Below are 17,550 nucleotides of genomic sequence, written 5' to 3' on the forward strand. Positions count from 1 at the left end.
CGTTAAGCAATGGAAAGCCTAACATATCAGGGGGTATGGCTTTCCATTAAAAGGTTACTTAGGAAGTGAACTCTTTATTGCAAGTTGTTTAATCGTATTGGCCAAATCCCTTACATCATCTTCCTTGGTGTCTTTGCCCATCGATATCCGAACAAACTCTTTTGCCTCTTGAACTGCTAATCCAAATGCCTCCATTGTTTTGGAAGGGGCTTGTTTTCCGACCTGGCACGCACTCCCAGTTGAAATGGCAAATCCACGACGATTGCATTCAAGCATTAGCCATTGACCTTCTATCCCTTTAGCTCGTAATCCGATAATTCCTGGATATTGATCCGTGCATTCAAAAATAGTAACGGATTCTTTCGGAATCATCTTCGTAAATAATTTTCGGAACTTAGAAAGCTTCGTTTCGTTTTTCGAAATTGTAGAACATGCCTTTTGGGCAGCGACAGTCATACTTGCAATCCCAGCTGTGTTAACTGTGCCAGAGCGAAAGCCATTTTCGTGGCTGCCATTTAATACTATTGGAATCCAAGGAACATTCGGATTAATATAGGCAATACCGACGCCTTTTGGTCCATAAAATTTATGGCTTGAGAGGGATAATGCATCGACATAAGGGGTTACTTCTTTAACCTCTATTTTTCCAAAACTTTGCACCATATCACTATGAAAAAGGATGTGGTATCTTTTACAAATCGTGCTGATTTCTTTTATAGGCTGGATTGCACCAATCTCAGAATTTACATGTTGGATAGAAACAAGCACGGTATCAGGACGAATTGTTTCTTCTAGTAACCGAGTATCGATTAAGCCAGTTTTTGATAATGGCAAATATGTAATTTCATAGCCTTTGTCAGCTAAGACATGCATCGCACTATGTATAGAAGCATGCTCTGCTGTTGATGTAATTAGGTGTTTTCCTTCCTTTTTTGTTCCCATTAGTAAGCTGTGCAAAATAAGAAAATTACTTTCTGTACCGCCGCTTGTGAAGTATATGCCATTTTTATCTACGTTTATTAATCTTCCCCATTCATCACGGCAATTCTCTACGATTCTACTAGCTGTATCTCCCATATCATGAAGACTATTCGAATTCCCAAAGTATTTACAAGCAACCTCGACATAAGTAGAAGCAGCATCGGGATCTAAAGAAGTAGTTGCTGCATAGTCAAAATATTTCATCAAAAATTCCTCCAAAAAGATCAGTAGTTTACAGGATTCAGATTCAAAGCTAAAAGTCTTTCCAAAAAACCCTTGCCATAATTTTAAATCTATGTAAATATAGGTGTCAAGACACTTGTAAAATAGGATGGTGAAAAATGGCCATAGATGTATTGATTATCGGTAGTGGAATCGCTAGCTTGCAGCTAGCTAAAAAGCTTTCAACTGACTTCAATGTGATTATTCTCACAAAATCTAATATCGAAATCAGCAATTCTTATTTAGCTCAAGGTGGAATTGCTGCAAGCATGGGAGATTCAGATGATTATAGAAAGCACGCACTTGATACTTTAGAAGCTGGACGCTTTCACAATAATCCTGAAGTAGTAGCGGAAATTACAAATGCAGCACCCTTCTTAATAAATGATTTACGGCAGGGTGGATGCGCATTTGATGAGGATATGGCAGGAAATCTTGCATTAGGAATGGAGGGTGCTCATTCGGAAAACAGAATAGTTCACAGTGGCGGCGATACTACGGGAAAACAACTGATGCAGTATTTAGTGAAAACGAAGACTAATAATATTAAAATCATTGAAAATGTTTTTGTCTATGAATTAATGGTAAATACTAATACTAAACAATGCTTTGGCGCAAAAGGGATTTTAGCAGATGGCACGCGAACAGAATTTTATAGCGCTCATACTGTTATTGCAACAGGAGGCTGTGGAAATCTTTACACCTATGCGAGTAGTGCTTCCACCATTATGGGAGATGGAATTGCGCTTGCTTATTTAGCTGGGGCAAATATTAGCGATATGGAGTTTATACAATTTCATCCTACCCTGCTTTATGTCAACGGAAAAACGATTGGACTGATTTCAGAAGCTGTCAGAGGAGATGGAGCAAGATTAGTTACAGCTTCTGGTGAGTACGTGATGGAACATGTCCATCCATATAAAGACTTAGCGCCACGGCATATCGTCTCCCAAACAATTTATCAGTATTTATCAAGTGGGGAACCAGTTTATTTAGATATTTCAATGATTGCAAATTTCCAAGAAAGATTTCCTACGATTGCAAATATGTGTCGAGAAGCGGGCATTGATTTGCAGAAAGGGTTGCTTCCGGTTGCGCCAGGGAGTCATTTTTTAATGGGAGGAATTGATACAGACCTGCATGGAAGAACAAATATCAATAATCTTTATGCAATTGGTGAGGCAGCTTGTACAGGTTTTCATGGAGCGAACCGTTTAGCCAGCAATTCTCTCTTAGAGGGTTTATATATGGGGAAAAGCCTTGCGACACTCCTTCAAAAAAAAACAAAAATAAAAGCGAAAATGTTTCAATGCAAAACCGAAGAAAAGAAGGCAAATTTCTTTCCGATTTTGCCAGAAAGAGGAGAGATTCAGAATCGAATGATGGAGTATGCAGGCATTGTCCGTAATGGAATCCACTTACAGATGCATCTTGAATGGCTTGAAGGTTTCGGAATAACCAATCTGGAACAGATCTCTTTAGAAAATAAGTCAGTCGAGGAGATAGAAAAGTACTTTATGCTTTTAACTGCTTTTCTAATTACAAAATCTGCGTTGGAAAGAAAAGAAAGCAGAGGGGGCCACTTTCGTTCTGATTATCCTATGGAAAAGAATGAATGGATGAAGAAAAAGGTCTGTATGAATCGAGAACAAACAAAGGAGAATCAAAATGAACCAATTAAAATTGCAGAAACTACTGGAAGCATTTTTTATAGAAGATATCGGTGAACGTGATGTGACAACAGATGCGATTTTTCCACAAGAGCAGCAAGGAGAAATCGTATTTTTAGCGAAAGATAATGGAGTTTTTTGCGGGGAAGAGATTATTCAGGCAGGATTCCAGGTTTTAAATCCTGCCACAGAAGTCAGAATGCTTATCCATGATGGCGACCGAATGGAAGCAGGTCAAAAATTGGCGACAGTAAAAGGAAAGATTCGTGATTTATTAAAAGGAGAGCGAGTTACTTTAAATCTTGTCCAAAGAATGAGTGGTATCGCCACAAAAACACGTGAAGCAGTAGAAACATTAAATAGTGGCTATACAAAAATAAGTGATACAAGAAAAACGACCCCAGGATTAAGAATGTTAGAAAAATATGCAGTAACAGTTGGCGGAGGACATAATCATCGCTTTGGATTGTATGATGCGGTGTTGATTAAAGATAATCATATTGCCTTTGCCGGTTCGATCGCTAATGCTGTAAAAGCGGTTAAACAGTCAATTGGCCATATGGTGAAGGTAGAAGTTGAAACGGAAACAAAGGAACAAATGTTTGAAGCTTTAGCTGCTGGCGCTGATGTGATTATGTTTGACAATCGAAAGCCTGAAGAAATCGTGGAGTGGATTACTCATGTACCAGAAACTGTCACAACAGAAGCATCTGGAGGAATTACGTTAGAAAATCTTGCTTCCTATCGAGAGTGTGGAGTGGATTATATTTCATTAGGATTTTTAACCCATTCGGTGAAAGCGTTAGATATTAGTGTGAAAGTAAGCTTTGATTAAAGATAAAAAGGGGAGAGGAAAATGAATCTTTTAGAGGGGCTGCAAGCATCGAATACAATACCAAAGAAATACTTAGCCATGACAAACGCGGAATTAGAAGAGAGAGCTGTTTGTGTAAAGAATCGATTAGGCAAAAAACTATTTATTCCAGGTCATCATTATCAAAAGGATGAAGTCATTCAATTTTCCGATGCTACAGGGGATAGCTTAAAGCTAGCGCAAGTTGCGGCTGAAAATACTGAAGCAGAGTTTATTGTCTTTTGTGGGGTTCATTTCATGGCAGAAACAGCTGATATCCTTACTACAGTGAAGCAGAAAGTCTACTTGCCAGATATGCGGGCGGGCTGCTCGATGGCGGATATGGCCGATATTTATCAGACTAATCGAGCATGGACCAAGCTGCAGGAATTATTCGGAGACACGATCATACCACTAACCTATGTAAATTCAACAGCAGCCATTAAAGCCTTTGTCGGAGAAAATGGGGGAGCAACCGTAACCTCTTCTAATGCTGAAAAAATGGTATCCTGGGCCTTTACAAAAAAGGAAAAATTACTATTTTTACCAGATCAGCATCTTGGAAGAAATACTGCCTATAATTTAGGGGTACCTTTAGAACAGATGGCCATTTGGGATCCGGCCAAAAATGAACTTGTTTATGAAGGCGTGATAGAAGATATTAAAGTAATACTCTGGAAAGGTCATTGTTCTGTGCATGAAAATTTTACCGTAAACAATGTCAAGCAAGTTAGAAAACAATATCCTTACATGAAAATTATTGTCCATCCAGAGTGCAGCAGAGAAGTTGTCGCGGCAGCTGACTTAGCTGGTTCAACCAATTATATTATTGATGTAATCGAAAATGCAGAACCTGGAAGTGCTTTTGCTATTGGTACGGAAATGAACTTAGTTAATCGGATTATGAAAGAGCACCCGGATAAAGAAATTATTTCCCTTAATCCATATATGTGTGCTTGTTTAACAATGAATCGGATTGATTTGCCTCATTTCGTATGGTGCTTAGAATCAATTGAAGACAATTTTGAAAGGAATCGAATTATTGTCGAAGAGCCTACAGCGTCTAACGCAAAAATAGCATTGGATAGAATGTTGGAATTATCCTAAGTTTTACGCAAAAAACTGCTTTGTAAAATAAAGGCAGTTTTTTGGTGCTTAAGTTTAGATGCCTTTACATATCTCAATAACAAATCCAAGTAAGTTGAATTTTCAAACAGTTGTTAATGACAAGCATTCTATCTTCCTTTAAAATATAGGTAATATATGGAGAATGACGAAAGGTGGAACATACCCTGAATAGACGCCATAGACAATGGAAGAAATATATACAAGCCTATATAAATGAATGGTATCTTCTAGCATCTTTATTAACTGGAAATAGAGCACTAGCAGAACAATTGTTAAATAGAGCGGTAGATCAAGTGAAGGGTAAGTGGTCCTTTCACCATTTTGAGCGTTTATGGGCAAAACCAATAATCAAGGAATATATTAAATACAATCGCACTAATCAATTTTATGAGAAATTCTTAGATTTTAGTACTCTCTTAAATCGATTAGGTTTGCTTGAGGTAAATGCCCGAGTTGCTTTTTTACTAAAGTATTACTACGGTTTTTCTTATAAAAAAATAGCGCGAAATCTACATATCTCTGAGAGAAAAGTGAAAGTAATTATTTATGATGCCATACTTGTATGGACAAATAATGGCAAGTTAATACCGATTGAACAAGTGGAAGCAGTTATAAAAGAAGATATAAAACTCGTGAATAAAAACTTACTGGATTCTTTCCGTTTTGAAGAGAAAAACCAATACATAGAATCAAGCATTAATGGTAAGCGAAAGACACTATTGCTAATCCTTATGATATTTATTTTACTTGCTAATGGATCCATTAATCAAAAAACGTTAGGAAAGACGAGAGTCAGTCTCGGACCGGATATTTATAAAATTTATAAGGAGGGAGGAGTGTTACAGCTAGGAAGGGAGATTCAACAAAAAGGCTATACCGATATTTATACCAATCCAGAAAGGGAAACTAATATTTTATATGTCCAATTTAGCACAGCAGAGAGTTTAGAAAAGAAAGAAGAGGTAACAATGTTCATCGAATCTTATTTAAAGGATAGGGACCTAGATTACGAAATAAAGTATGAAGAGATGAACCAATTGAATGAAGTAGAACTAGAACAAACAGATGAACAAAAGGCAGAGAATAAACAGATGGAAATGGAACAAGAAATATTCGAATTACTTGCATCAAATACCTATTATTATAAACAAACCTATTCATCTGGCGAATCAACGGAAATCCTTTTATCTGAATCTATTCCAAAAGAAGAAGAAGCAATGATAAAGGAAGAAATCAAAAATATTATGAAAAAATTTGATAGTGAATGGAATTTCTCAATTGGAAAGGTTAGTGCAGACGTTGTAAAAATCGAAAAAGCAATGTGGGATATTGCTCCAGCTCTTTTGGAAGCCTATATATTTAAGGAGGAAAAATATAAAGTATATGATGTGTATCCAACATATGAAGATGAGCAATTGAAATTCGATATATTTACAGAATTAGCCTTCACAACAGATGAAGATCGAGCGAAAAACATCGAAACTGCCAAAGAGTTAAAAAGATCTATACAAATCTTTTTCCAACATGAAGACATTCAGAAACTCTTTAACCATGCTCCCTATATTATAAAAATCTATGGAGATAATAGAAAAGAAGTAGAATTAGATGCTTGACACAAAATAGTTAGGGAGGGGATCTTATTGAATAAATTGAGAAACTTTAAGCAATTAATTTTGTAGAATTGGAAGTTTATGTTGGTGTATTGGACGAAGCATGTAAGAATGAAAAAACAAGATATCCTACATCGTTCAATTGGGGAGGAGGAAGAAGCTTATTAAGTATTTACAGAAGCCAAATAAAAGGATAAAACTTTTTCCAGAGAATTTTTCTGAAAATGGGAATTAACAGAATCTGATTATATCTTTTCCCAACACCATTGAACTTGTAACAGAACAGACTGATATAAAGAGAGTATAGTCAATCTTAAAAAAGTATAATTATAGAGTTCCTTTGACAGTTTCCAATTATCATAAAGAAAGAGTCGAACGTAATAAAAGATGGTTAAATATAACTCCTTGTTTGGAGGAAGGATTCTTATGAGGAGTAAATTTTCATATAGAAAGATGTAGTATCGATTCCTCAGAGAAAGAAAATAGCTATTGAAATATATACATTTTTTGTAGTGGAGGATAAAGAATTAAGAAAGATGCTGCTCAAGAGATTATACGTTCCATCAATCAATTTTTTCATAGCGAAGAAATAAACCAAATGATACATAACAATCCATATAATATAACTGTTTATTTAGAAGAGAAGAAAAAAATAAAGATTGATTGATAAAATTCTGTATATTTCATAAAGGATTGGTAATAATGCTTACAGGTTAAACTGCACGGAGGAATGTGATAAAATAATAATAATAGCTTATATATGATATGGCTAAATGTTGGCAAAAGGCAGTTGAATCATTTGACAATTAAGGAAAAAGTTGTGGTGCTAATTGGACCTACTGCTGTAGGAAAGACCAATCTTAGCGTTAAACTGGCGAAAAAATACGACGGAGAAATCATTAGCGGAGATTCCATGCAAATATATAAGGGGATGGATATTGCGACAGCAAAAATTTCTCCCGAAGAAATGCAGGGGGTTCCGCACCATTTAATTGATATTGTAGAACCAGACGAGAGTTTTTCCGTCGCCCAATTTCAGGAGCTTGTGCGCAAAAAAATAACAGAGATTACAGCAAGAGGAAAGTTGCCGTTTATTGTTGGCGGAACTGGGTTGTATATTCAAGCGGTTTTATATGATTATCAGTTTCAGGAAACAGCTTCAGATCCAGCTTTTCGGATGAAACTGGAAGAAATGGCACAGAGAGAAGGAAGCTTAAGGATTCATGACAGATTGAAGGAAATAGATCCTGAGGCTGCAGCTGCTATCCACCACCATAATGTACGACGTGTAATTAGAGCACTCGAGGTCTTTCATGTTACTGGCAGAAAAATGTCTGAAATCCAAAAAGAGCAGAAGCAAGAGGCGCTCTATGATGCTGCATTAATTGGTCTGACAATGGATAGAGAAATTCTTTATGAGCGAATTAACAAAAGAGTCGATCAAATGCTTGATAATGGATTGTTAGAGGAAGTGGAGCATTTTTATCATCAGGGCATAAGAGACTGTCAGTCCATTCAGGCAATCGGCTATAAGGAAATCTATAAGTATTACGATGGACTTCTAAGCTTAAATGAATCGATTGAAGAGTTAAAACAAAATTCAAGAAGATATGCCAAAAGGCAATTAACTTGGTTTCGCAATAAAATGAATGTACAATGGTATGATATGACAGATACCGTCAAAACAAATGACATTACAAAAAAAATACAGGAAATTTCGTCTTATTTAGAAGGAATGCTAGAGATTAAATCGAATACATAATAGTAGAGAGAAAAGAGGAGGATTTTCATGAAGCAATCAGTTAATATTCAAGATCAATTTTTAAATCAATTACGTAAGGATGGCACAAACGTAACGGTATTCTTATTAAACGGATTCCAAATACGTGGATTTATAAAAGGTTTCGATAATTTCACTGTATTATTTGAATCAGAAGGTAAGCAGCAGTTAGTTTATAAGCATGCGATTTCTACGTTTGCCCCACAAAAAAATGTACAGATTGATTTAGAAGGCACACAAGTTCAGTAAAAAAGATATTATAGGACAATTCAAATTCCTATTGTTTCATTCAAGTCAAAGAAAGGAATACATAGGCATTTACAAGGAAATGAATATGGAATAGCTTAATGAGAAACAGACTAGATCAAATATAGGTTTAGTCTGTTTTTTATTGATGTATCTATAATATATGACTAAAGGGAGAGATATCATTGTTACAGAAAATAAAAAAAACTGAATTAATGAATAATCATGATATTTGGAATGTAATGGTGTCTATAATGGCAGAATATAATTTTCCAGCAGAAAATGAAACGGCCAATAAGGTATATATGGTTTACAATTATTATTCGGAAATGGAAAGCGGAGGACATGAAGGATTATTCCATTGGTTTTCTTGGTATATAGAAGAGGTCGGTGGACACCAATACTTTGCAGAACTGATAAGAATATTGAAAGACATAAACGCTGATGCTTATGCGTTAATCGAAGAAAAGTATGGAGAGAAATTATGGAATCTTTTTCAAGCATTAGAAAATGGAGAAATACCTGAAGAAGCATTCTATTCGTTAAATACAAAGGCTGATGAGGAATATAATCAGCTTTCTGGTAAACTAGAAGATTTATTAGAGAATTATTTTGTGGATATATACCGTGAATTAATCGAGGTTATGGAAGATTAAAGATAGGCTGAATCCATTGTAAAAGTCACCATCAGTGGAAAGGAAGGAAGCGCCCGCTGATGGAGATTTTGCTTATATATGAAAAAGAATATATTGGTTGTCTTTTAACCTAGTAATAGTGCTGTTTGTATCTCTTTCAAATTCCTTCAAACGATCCTCCATGCTCTTACCACTATTGTCTCTATAAATATCTTCTCGATCATAATGAGGAAAGATAGCTCTATCAGTTAACCCCCAAGCCCTGAAGTTACTCCATTTCATTCTATATAATTCTGGTGAGAAATGATGCACCACGTTGATAGAAGGTCCTAAAATAACTGCTCTGATTTTGTACGGATAAGAATTCAGCTTTAATTGTATCGGTAAAAAAACCGTTTGAAGTTAAAAATATGCTAGCCATTTAATCTCCTTTATCATTTAACATAATATTTGAAATATTTCTTTATTTTAGCATAATAACATTCTCCATATATGGACTCACCAGAAGTCTCCTCGAAAGGACTTAAAAAATAATCTAAAATAGTTTAATGAATAGCAAAGTTTCTGAATATACATTAACAATGGGGAATAGTAGCAAACAGTATGAATCGATGTAAATGCTTATAAATAGTCATAAATAATGCTTTTGATGGGCAAGTGTTTGAGCGTTTTGTTTTAAGAGGAGGTGTGGCTTTTGGAGCATCCAATCCGGATGAAGAATAATGGACAGATCAGCGTAGTAATCAATTCACAGAAAAAGAAGGTTCTTCCAAAGGAAAAGCCAGAAGCTGAGTCAATCCCCAGAAATGTTCCGAGTGAACATGAAGCACTTAGGGAAATTGAAGCGGAATTAGGAAGCCTTGTTGGCATGGATGAAATGAAAAAAATGATAAAAGAGATATACGCATGGATTTATGTAAATAAAAAAAGAGAAGAAAGTGGCCTGAAAACAGGCAAACAAGCATTGCATATGATGTTTAAAGGTAATCCAGGGACTGGAAAAACAACGGTTGCGAGGTTGATTGGCAAGCTTTTTCAAAAAATGAATGTCTTATCAAAAGGGCATTTAATTGAAGCCGAGCGTGCTGATTTAGTTGGTGAATATATCGGACATACAGCACAAAAAACAAGGGATCTCGTAAAAAAAGCGATGGGCGGTATTTTATTTATTGATGAAGCCTATTCTTTAGGTCGAGGTGGAGAGAAGGATTTCGGAAAAGAAGCAATTGATACATTAGTCAAGCATATGGAGGATAAACAGCATGACTTTATATTAATATTAGCAGGCTATTCTAGAGAGATGGATTTTTTTCTCTCGTTAAATCCTGGCCTTCACTCCAGGTTCCCGCTAGTCATTGACTTTCCCGATTATACGACAGATCAATTAATGGAAATTGCTGATCGAATGTTAAAAGAAAGGGAATATGCCTTAAGTCATGAGGCAGAAAAAAAACTAAAAGAACATCTTTCATATATACGAAACGTCCAGCATCCAAAAAGCTTTTCGAATGGCCGCTATATTCGTAATATCATCGAAAAATCGATAAGAGCGCAAGCGATGAGGCTGCTATTAGAAAGCAATTATGATAAATACGAACTTATGACAATAAGAAGTAATGATTTAATGTTAAGCTCCCATGAAAAATAAGGATAGCCGGTTATTCTACAAAGTAGAAATTCTCGTAGAATAGCCTTTTTTCTGTGTTTTTTCAAAAAGGCATTTTTACTAAGACATCTTTTGGGTAACCTTATAAGGAGCAAATAGAAGAAACGCAGTTTGTTTGCTATAATAGATAAAGTTCGACATGGAAAGAAGGTTTACATACTTGAAAGAAACTAAAATAGAAAAAGAAAAAGTAATCCTGGTCGGCTGCGAGACACAAAATGACGCTGCCAGATTTGCATATTCGATGGAAGAACTTGCGAATTTAACGAAAACAGCAAACGGAGAAGTTGTCGCAACGCTGACGCAAATGCGAGAACGAATTCATCCTTCTACATATATTGGCAAAGGAAAAGTAGAAGAGCTAGAAATGCTTGCAGAGGAGTTAGAAGCAGACTTAATCATTTTTAATGATGAGTTATCGCCAAGTCAGGTGCGCAATGTATCTAAAAATTTGGACGCTAGAATTATTGATCGCACACAACTAATTTTAGATATTTTCGCATCCCGAGCAAGATCGAAAGAAGGAAAGCTTCAAGTAGAGCTTGCTCAATTACAATACTTATTGCCGCGTTTGGGCGGACAAGGTCTGCAATTATCGAGACTAGGAGCGGGGATTGGGACAAGAGGTCCTGGTGAAACAAAGCTTGAGTCAGATAGAAGGCACATTAGACGGAGAATTGACGATATTAAAACGCAATTAAGTGTGATTGTCGAGCATCGCGATCGCTATCGGGAGAGAAGAAAGAAAAACCGAGCATTCCAAATTGCTTTAGTTGGATATACAAATGCCGGGAAATCGACACTATTTAATCGCCTTTCGGAAGCAGATTCATTTGAAGAAGATATTTTGTTTGCAACTTTAGATCCAATGACACGCAAAATTATACTGCCAAGCGGATTTTCAGCACTGATTACGGATACAGTAGGATTTATTCAAGATTTGCCAACAACATTAGTTGCTGCTTTCCGTTCTACTTTAGAAGAGGTACGAGAAGCAGATTTATTGCTTCACGTTGTGGATAGCTCTAATGAGGAATATTATCAGCATGAGGAAACCGTACATAAATTACTTGAAGATTTGGAAATACCCGCAATTCCGCATTTAACGGTCTATAATAAAAAAGATTTAGTGCATCCAAAATTTGTCCCTACATCCAAAACAGAAAGTATTTTAATCAGCGCTTTTGATAAAGAAGACCGGGAACAGCTGAAGCAGACAATTGAACAAATGATGATGGAAAACATGGAATATTATGAAACAACGGTTGAAAGTAATAATGGGAAATTATTGTCGCAGCTAAAAAATGAAACAGTCCTGCGCAGCTTAATTTTTGATGAAGAAACGCAAAACTATTTGTGTAAAGGGTATGCGTTTAAAGAACATGCTATTTTAAACTATAAAAAGTCGATAGAAAAAGAGGAATGGGAGAAATAAATGTATACGCAGTTAACATATGGAACACAGCTAGAATCATTAGTAATGGAAGTGGAACAACAAATAAAGGAAGTACATCAATCAATCGATAAAAGAATTGATTCCAATCAATTTCGTGTCTTAGCAAGCTTTCAAAATCACAAGGTAAGTGAATCACATTTTATTCCGTCCACTGGGTATGGATATGATGATATTGGCCGCGATACATTGGAAAGTATTTATGCAGAAGTATTTGGCGGGGAAGCTGGTTTAGTGAGACCGCAAATTATTTCAGGAACACATGCTATCAGTACGGCGCTATTTGGAATCCTTCGACCAGGCGATGAGCTTCTATATATTACAGGGAAACCGTATGACACATTAGAAGAAATTGTTGGGTTAAGAGGGGAAGGGACAGGGTCACTGCGTGAGTTTAATATCGACTACAACAGTGTTGATTTACTTCCAGATGGACAGCCAGATTATGAAAAAATCGCTGCATCTATTCATGCAAATACGAAAATGATTGGTATACAGCGTTCAAAGGGCTATGCAACGAGACCTTCCTTTGCCATTGAAGAAATTGAAAAGATGATTGCTTTTGTTAAAGAAATAAAAAGTGATGTGGTTGTATTTGTTGATAATTGCTACGGGGAATTTGTGGAAGATATGGAGCCGTGCCATGTCGGCGCTGATTTAATGGCAGGTTCTTTAATCAAAAACCCTGGTGGGGGAATTGCTAAAACAGGTGGTTACATTGTCGGAAAAGAGGAATTCGTTAAAGCTTGTTCTTATCGCATGACATCTCCAGGTATTGGTGCAGAGGCAGGAGCTTCTCTTTACAGTTTACAAGAAATGTATCAAGGTTTCTTTCTTGCCCCACATGTTGTTGGGCAAAGCTTAAAAGGAGCAATTTTCACAGCAGCTATGCTGGAGAAATTGGGGATGAATTCTTCGCCCAGCTGGAATGCCAAAAGAACAGACCTTATTCAATCTGTTCAATTTGATGATAAAGACAAAATGATTGCTTTTTGCCAAGCGATTCAATATGCTTCGCCGATAAACTCCCACGTAACGGCATATCCTAATTACATGCCAGGATATGAAGATGATGTCATCATGGCAGCTGGGACTTTTATTCAAGGTGCAAGTATTGAATTAACGGCAGATGGACCTATCCGGCCTCCATATGTTGCTTACGTTCAAGGGGGATTAACATACTCGCATGTTAAAATTGCTATATGTATTGCCATTAATCGATTATTAGAACAAAAACTGATTACTATTTGAGTATAACAATCCGTTACATCGGTTGGGAAGAAATTGTAACATTAGTTGACATCTTTTTTCCCCAATCATATAATGAAGGGGATTAAATCATTTTAAAGGAGCCGAATGCCATGTCTGGTAGTCAAATTCGTCGATCGATGCCTCTTTTTCCAATAAGTATTGTCATGCAATTAACAGAGCTATCCGCTCGACAAATTCGTTACTATGAAGAACACGAATTAGTGGCTCCAGCAAGATCGGATGGCAATAGAAGACTTTTTTCATTATCGGATATTGATAAGTTATTGGAGATTAAAGATCTAATTGATCAAGGAGTAAACCTTGCTGGAATTAAACAAATATTCTCTGTTCAAGAAAAACAAGTGCTGACAGATGAAGTAAAGAAAGAAGCAGAAAAAGCACGCAGAGAATTATCGGATGAGGATTTGCGTAAATTATTGCGCAAAGAATTATTAAATGCAGGTCGCTTTAATGATACTCATCGTCCCTCTATGAGACAAGGAGACATGTCTCGTTATTTTCAAAAATAGATAAGAAGAAAAGTAGGGAGTGGAGGAATAGTCGTGGCTAAAAATTACACTAAAGAAGATATCAAAAGGTTTGCAAGTGAAAGTAATGTGAAATTTATCCGTTTACAGTTCACGGATATCCTAGGAACAATCAAAAACGTGGAAATTCCAATTAGTCAGTTAGATAAGGCTTTGGATAATAAAATGATGTTTGATGGTTCTTCTATCGAAGGTTTTGTACGTATTGAAGAATCCGATATGTACCTATATCCTGATCTAAACACTTGGGTTGTATTCCCATGGACTGCAGAAAAAGGAAAAGTGGCACGTTTGATTTGTGATATTTATAATCCAGATGGAACACCATTTGAAGGAGATCCTCGTAATAATCTTAGAAGAGTCTTGAAAGAGATGGAAGAGCTGGGATTCACTGATTTCAATCTTGGGCCTGAGCCGGAATTTTTCTTATTCAAATTGGATGAAAAAGGCGCACCTTCTTTAGAACTTAATGATAATGGTGGTTACTTCGATTTAGCACCAACAGACTTAGGCGAAAACTGTCGTCGTGATATCGTGTTAGAATTGGAAGAGATGGGCTTTGAAATTGAAGCATCTCACCATGAAGTAGCACCAGGACAGCATGAAATTGACTTTAAATACGCGGATGCAATTACAGCTTGTGATCAAATTCAAACATTTAAATTAGTTGTTAAAACCATTGCTCGTAAGCATGGTCTTCATGCGACATTTATGCCAAAACCATTATTTGGTGTGAATGGTTCAGGTATGCACTGCAACCTTTCTCTATTCAAAAATGGCGAAAATGTTTTCTATGATCCAAAAGGTGAATTAGAATTAAGCGAAACAGCATTGCAATTTATCGCTGGTATTGGTAAACATGCTACTAGCTTTACCGCCATTACTAACCCGACTGTAAACTCATATAAGCGTCTAGTGCCTGGTTACGAAGCACCTTGCTATGTTGCATGGTCTGCTAGAAACCGTTCTCCACTAATGCGTATTCCAGCTTCACGTGGCTTAAGCACTCGTGTAGAAGTACGTAGTGTAGATCCAGCTGCTAACCCATACTTAGCAATGGCAGCTTTATTAAAAGCAGGTTTAGACGGAATCGAAAACCAAATGACTCCTCCTGCTCCAGTAGATCGAAATATCTACATTATGAGCAAAGAAGAAAGAATTGCGGAAGGCATTGTTGATTTACCATCAACATTAGCGCAAGCATTAGATGAGCTAAAGCAAAATGAAACAATGATTGACGCTCTAGGAGAGCATATCTTTGATCATTTTGTAGAAGCAAAAGAGATTGAATGGGATATGTTCCGTGTCCAAGTGCACCCATGGGAGCGCGACCAGTATATGGAAATGTATTAATTAGTAAAAGTCATTTATCTTAAAGGTTTAAGCTAAATTATTTCATGGGTGGAAATGGTTAGTTATTGGTCAGAATAACGAACATCCATAAAACGCCCATGAAATTAAATTTTTCCGAGTACATTATTCATATGATTTTCAAACTTGGATAAAGAATTTTCTTCAATATTTTTAGTTATATGTGAATAGGTATCTACAGTGACTTGGTAGTTTTTATGACCAAGTCTTTTTTGTACATATTCTATAGTTGCCCCAGCTTCTAATAATAAAACTGCATGAGGATCCCTAAGGGCATGAATCGCTATTTGAGGTAACTCGGCTCTTCTCAATATGCTTTCAAGATAATATCACCAAGCTGCATTGTGATGGAAAATGAATCATTACCCAAAAAATAGCGTAGCGTAAATTCATAATTTTTCTGATACTTATAAATTATGTAAAGATGTTTTGCTTTAGGTGAAAAATAATTAGTTTCTATCACGAAGTCCTTTGAGACAAAGAAGTCTGCATTCAATTGCTCTCGAATATTTTTTATAAAAACCTCACTAAATTGTAAATATGACATAAGTATTCTTAACCATCCTTTTATGTAAGATAGTGATAAATACGAAAGATGAAAAAATGTTTCAATAAAATTAAAAAAATACAAACAATTATTTTCTATTAAGTTTAAATTGTTTGCATTTATACATATTAAATTTATATCATTAAGAAAATATTCAAAGAGAAGCGTTCCTCATTAGGGGGTTTTTTTAGCTTGCTAGGATATGTATTTTTATAGAAAAATATGGTTGATTTTATAGAATGGATATAATATAATACTTTAGTCATAGGTATATATACATAAAGGGGGAGAATTAGTGAAAAACAGAAAAGTATTAATGTTTCTAATGGCATTTGTACTCACATTGGGTACATTTGTTACATTTAGTAGCACTGTAGATGCAGCTTCAAAGTCATCATTAGAAAAGCAAGTTAAAGATTTAAAAGCGGAAAATAGCAAGTTGAAAAAACAAGTCTCTTCAAAAGACAAAGAAATAAAGGATTTAAAATCAAAAGTTTCCAGCAGGGATAAAGAAATAAAAAAACAAAAGGGTAATGTAGCTTCTAAGGATAAAGAAATAAAAAGGTTAAAATCAACTATATCAAGTAAAGATAAAGAAATAAAAAGCCAAAAAGATAAGGTAGCATCTCGTGATAAAGAAATTAAAAGCCTAAAGGCTAAAGTAATTCAACCTCTTGACGCTAAGTTAAGTTATCTTGGTAATACCAAAAGCGGTAATACAACAATATCAAGTAAATCGGTTCCTGTCTTAGTTAACTACAATGGTGTACCTTACGCTCCTGTTCAACTATTAGGTTCAATGTATAATGTTGGTACTTCTTATAATAGTAAAGTGAAAACTTGGTACTTAGGTGAAGGTACAAATGGAGTTTATATGTCTGATGTTTTTGAGGAACCATATCATCAAACTGGTAGCTCATATACCAATGAAGATTGGGCTTTAAAAACAGGAGGGAATAAATATTCCAAAGGTTATGCATTCTATGTTGCAAACGATAACGAGAGCAACGTATATGACTTTAACCTTCAAGGGAAGTACTCATCTATCTCTGGTATGCTAGGTTTACAAGATGGTGGTCAAATTCCTGGCCATATTGCATTTTATGGTGATGGTAAATTAATCAAAGAGTATAACTTTAATGCGGGTGACTTACCAATTAATATGTCTATATCCGTTAAAGGTGTTAAAAAGCTTGAAATTAAAACAGATAGTAAGGCAGTTTGGTATGACAATTATTTTGTTTTGGCTAATATGAAACTAAAATAAAAATATAAAAGCGTTCCTAATTGAACTGTCCCCATTTTATAGACAGTTTAAAAAAGTGCTAAGCAGCAATTAGATGGTCCCGGTATTGTACCGGGGTCATTTTATTTAATCCCCACGGATAACGATAATGGTTATTTTCCACGATTACTCTATCTACTTCACTTTTAACATCTTTTATATTATCTATTATGAGATAAAAAGGAAAGCGTAAAACTTCTGTATTTATATGAACTTTTGCCCACTATTATGAGATAGTATATGTTCCGTGTCCAAGTGCACCCATGGGAGAGCGACCAGTATATGGAAATGTATTAATGATAAA

General features: G+C 35.7%; 15 protein-coding genes. 13 read left to right on the forward strand and 2 right to left on the reverse strand.

Annotated elements, in window-relative coordinates:
* Positions 1-54: 54 nt before the first annotated feature.
* Positions 55-1,185 carry an IscS subfamily cysteine desulfurase gene (locus tag NSS71_RS05320; protein WP_144581364.1) on the reverse strand — a complete coding sequence of 377 codons (1,131 nt, stop codon included), beginning with the start codon at positions 1,183-1,185 and terminating at the stop codon, positions 55-57.
* Between the two features lie 137 nt (positions 1,186-1,322).
* Between NSS71_RS05320 and nadB the strand changes: the two genes are divergently transcribed.
* From nadB to glnA, 12 genes are all read left to right on the forward strand, one after another.
* On the forward strand, positions 1,323-2,930 hold the full coding sequence (nadB, locus tag NSS71_RS05325) for an L-aspartate oxidase (RefSeq protein ID WP_095257385.1): 1,608 nt from the start codon (positions 1,323-1,325) through the stop codon (positions 2,928-2,930).
* Complete coding sequence (gene nadC, locus NSS71_RS05330) at positions 2,872-3,708, forward strand: carboxylating nicotinate-nucleotide diphosphorylase (protein ID WP_095257384.1); 837 nt, start codon at positions 2,872-2,874, stop codon at positions 3,706-3,708. Before nadB ends, nadC begins: the two co-directional genes overlap by 59 nt.
* A 21-nt stretch (positions 3,709-3,729) precedes the next feature.
* Complete coding sequence (nadA, locus tag NSS71_RS05335; protein WP_336045337.1) at positions 3,730-4,833, forward strand: quinolinate synthase NadA; 1,104 nt, start codon at positions 3,730-3,732, stop codon at positions 4,831-4,833.
* Positions 4,834-5,006: 173 nt separating this feature from the next.
* Positions 5,007-6,467 carry a sigma factor-like helix-turn-helix DNA-binding protein gene (locus NSS71_RS05340; protein WP_341151350.1) on the forward strand — a complete coding sequence of 487 codons (1,461 nt, stop codon included), beginning with the start codon at positions 5,007-5,009 and terminating at the stop codon, positions 6,465-6,467.
* 796 nt (positions 6,468-7,263) lie between these two features.
* On the forward strand, positions 7,264-8,226 hold the full coding sequence (gene miaA, locus NSS71_RS05345; RefSeq protein ID WP_285850552.1) for a tRNA (adenosine(37)-N6)-dimethylallyltransferase MiaA: 963 nt from the start codon (positions 7,264-7,266) through the stop codon (positions 8,224-8,226).
* Between the two features lie 27 nt (positions 8,227-8,253).
* The gene (gene hfq, locus NSS71_RS05350) at positions 8,254-8,493 is read left to right on the forward strand and encodes an RNA chaperone Hfq (protein ID WP_031538267.1); all 240 of its coding nucleotides are present in this window, start codon (positions 8,254-8,256) and stop codon (positions 8,491-8,493) included.
* A gap of 182 nt (positions 8,494-8,675) precedes the next feature.
* A complete protein-coding gene (locus NSS71_RS05355; protein ID WP_167555750.1) occupies positions 8,676-9,146 on the forward strand; it encodes a DMP19 family protein in 471 nt (156 codons plus the stop codon).
* Positions 9,147-9,819: 673 nt separating this feature from the next.
* Positions 9,820-10,773, forward strand: coding sequence for a stage V sporulation protein K (gene spoVK, locus NSS71_RS05360; protein WP_336045335.1), 954 nt, complete (start codon positions 9,820-9,822; stop codon positions 10,771-10,773).
* Between the two features lie 157 nt (positions 10,774-10,930).
* On the forward strand, positions 10,931-12,226 hold the full coding sequence (gene hflX / locus NSS71_RS05365; protein WP_095328469.1) for a GTPase HflX: 1,296 nt from the start codon (positions 10,931-10,933) through the stop codon (positions 12,224-12,226).
* Positions 12,227-13,495, forward strand: coding sequence for a methionine gamma-lyase family protein (locus tag NSS71_RS05370; RefSeq protein WP_061798993.1), 1,269 nt, complete (start codon positions 12,227-12,229; stop codon positions 13,493-13,495). It abuts the gene before it with no gap.
* Positions 13,496-13,605: 110 nt separating this feature from the next.
* On the forward strand, positions 13,606-14,025 hold the full coding sequence (locus tag NSS71_RS05375) for a MerR family transcriptional regulator (protein WP_016204997.1): 420 nt from the start codon (positions 13,606-13,608) through the stop codon (positions 14,023-14,025).
* A 33-nt stretch (positions 14,026-14,058) separates the two neighbouring features.
* Complete coding sequence (gene glnA / locus NSS71_RS05380) at positions 14,059-15,396, forward strand: type I glutamate--ammonia ligase (RefSeq protein ID WP_047944753.1); 1,338 nt, start codon at positions 14,059-14,061, stop codon at positions 15,394-15,396.
* Between the two features lie 104 nt (positions 15,397-15,500).
* On the opposite strand, the gene NSS71_RS25670 is transcribed toward glnA, so the two are convergent.
* Complete coding sequence (locus NSS71_RS25670; protein WP_179290008.1) at positions 15,501-15,725, reverse strand: tyrosine-type recombinase/integrase; 225 nt, start codon at positions 15,723-15,725, stop codon at positions 15,501-15,503.
* A 531-nt stretch (positions 15,726-16,256) separates the two neighbouring features.
* Here NSS71_RS25670 and NSS71_RS05385 point away from each other — a divergent pair.
* Positions 16,257-17,228 (forward strand): coiled-coil domain-containing protein, encoded by a 972-nt coding sequence (locus NSS71_RS05385; protein ID WP_061798987.1) that lies wholly within the window; start codon positions 16,257-16,259, stop codon positions 17,226-17,228.
* The last annotated feature ends 322 nt before the right edge of the window (positions 17,229-17,550 follow it).

It is taken from the genome of Niallia sp. FSL W8-0951, from assembly GCF_038006525.1.
Lineage (GTDB): Bacteria > Bacillota > Bacilli > Bacillales > Cytobacillaceae > Niallia > Niallia circulans.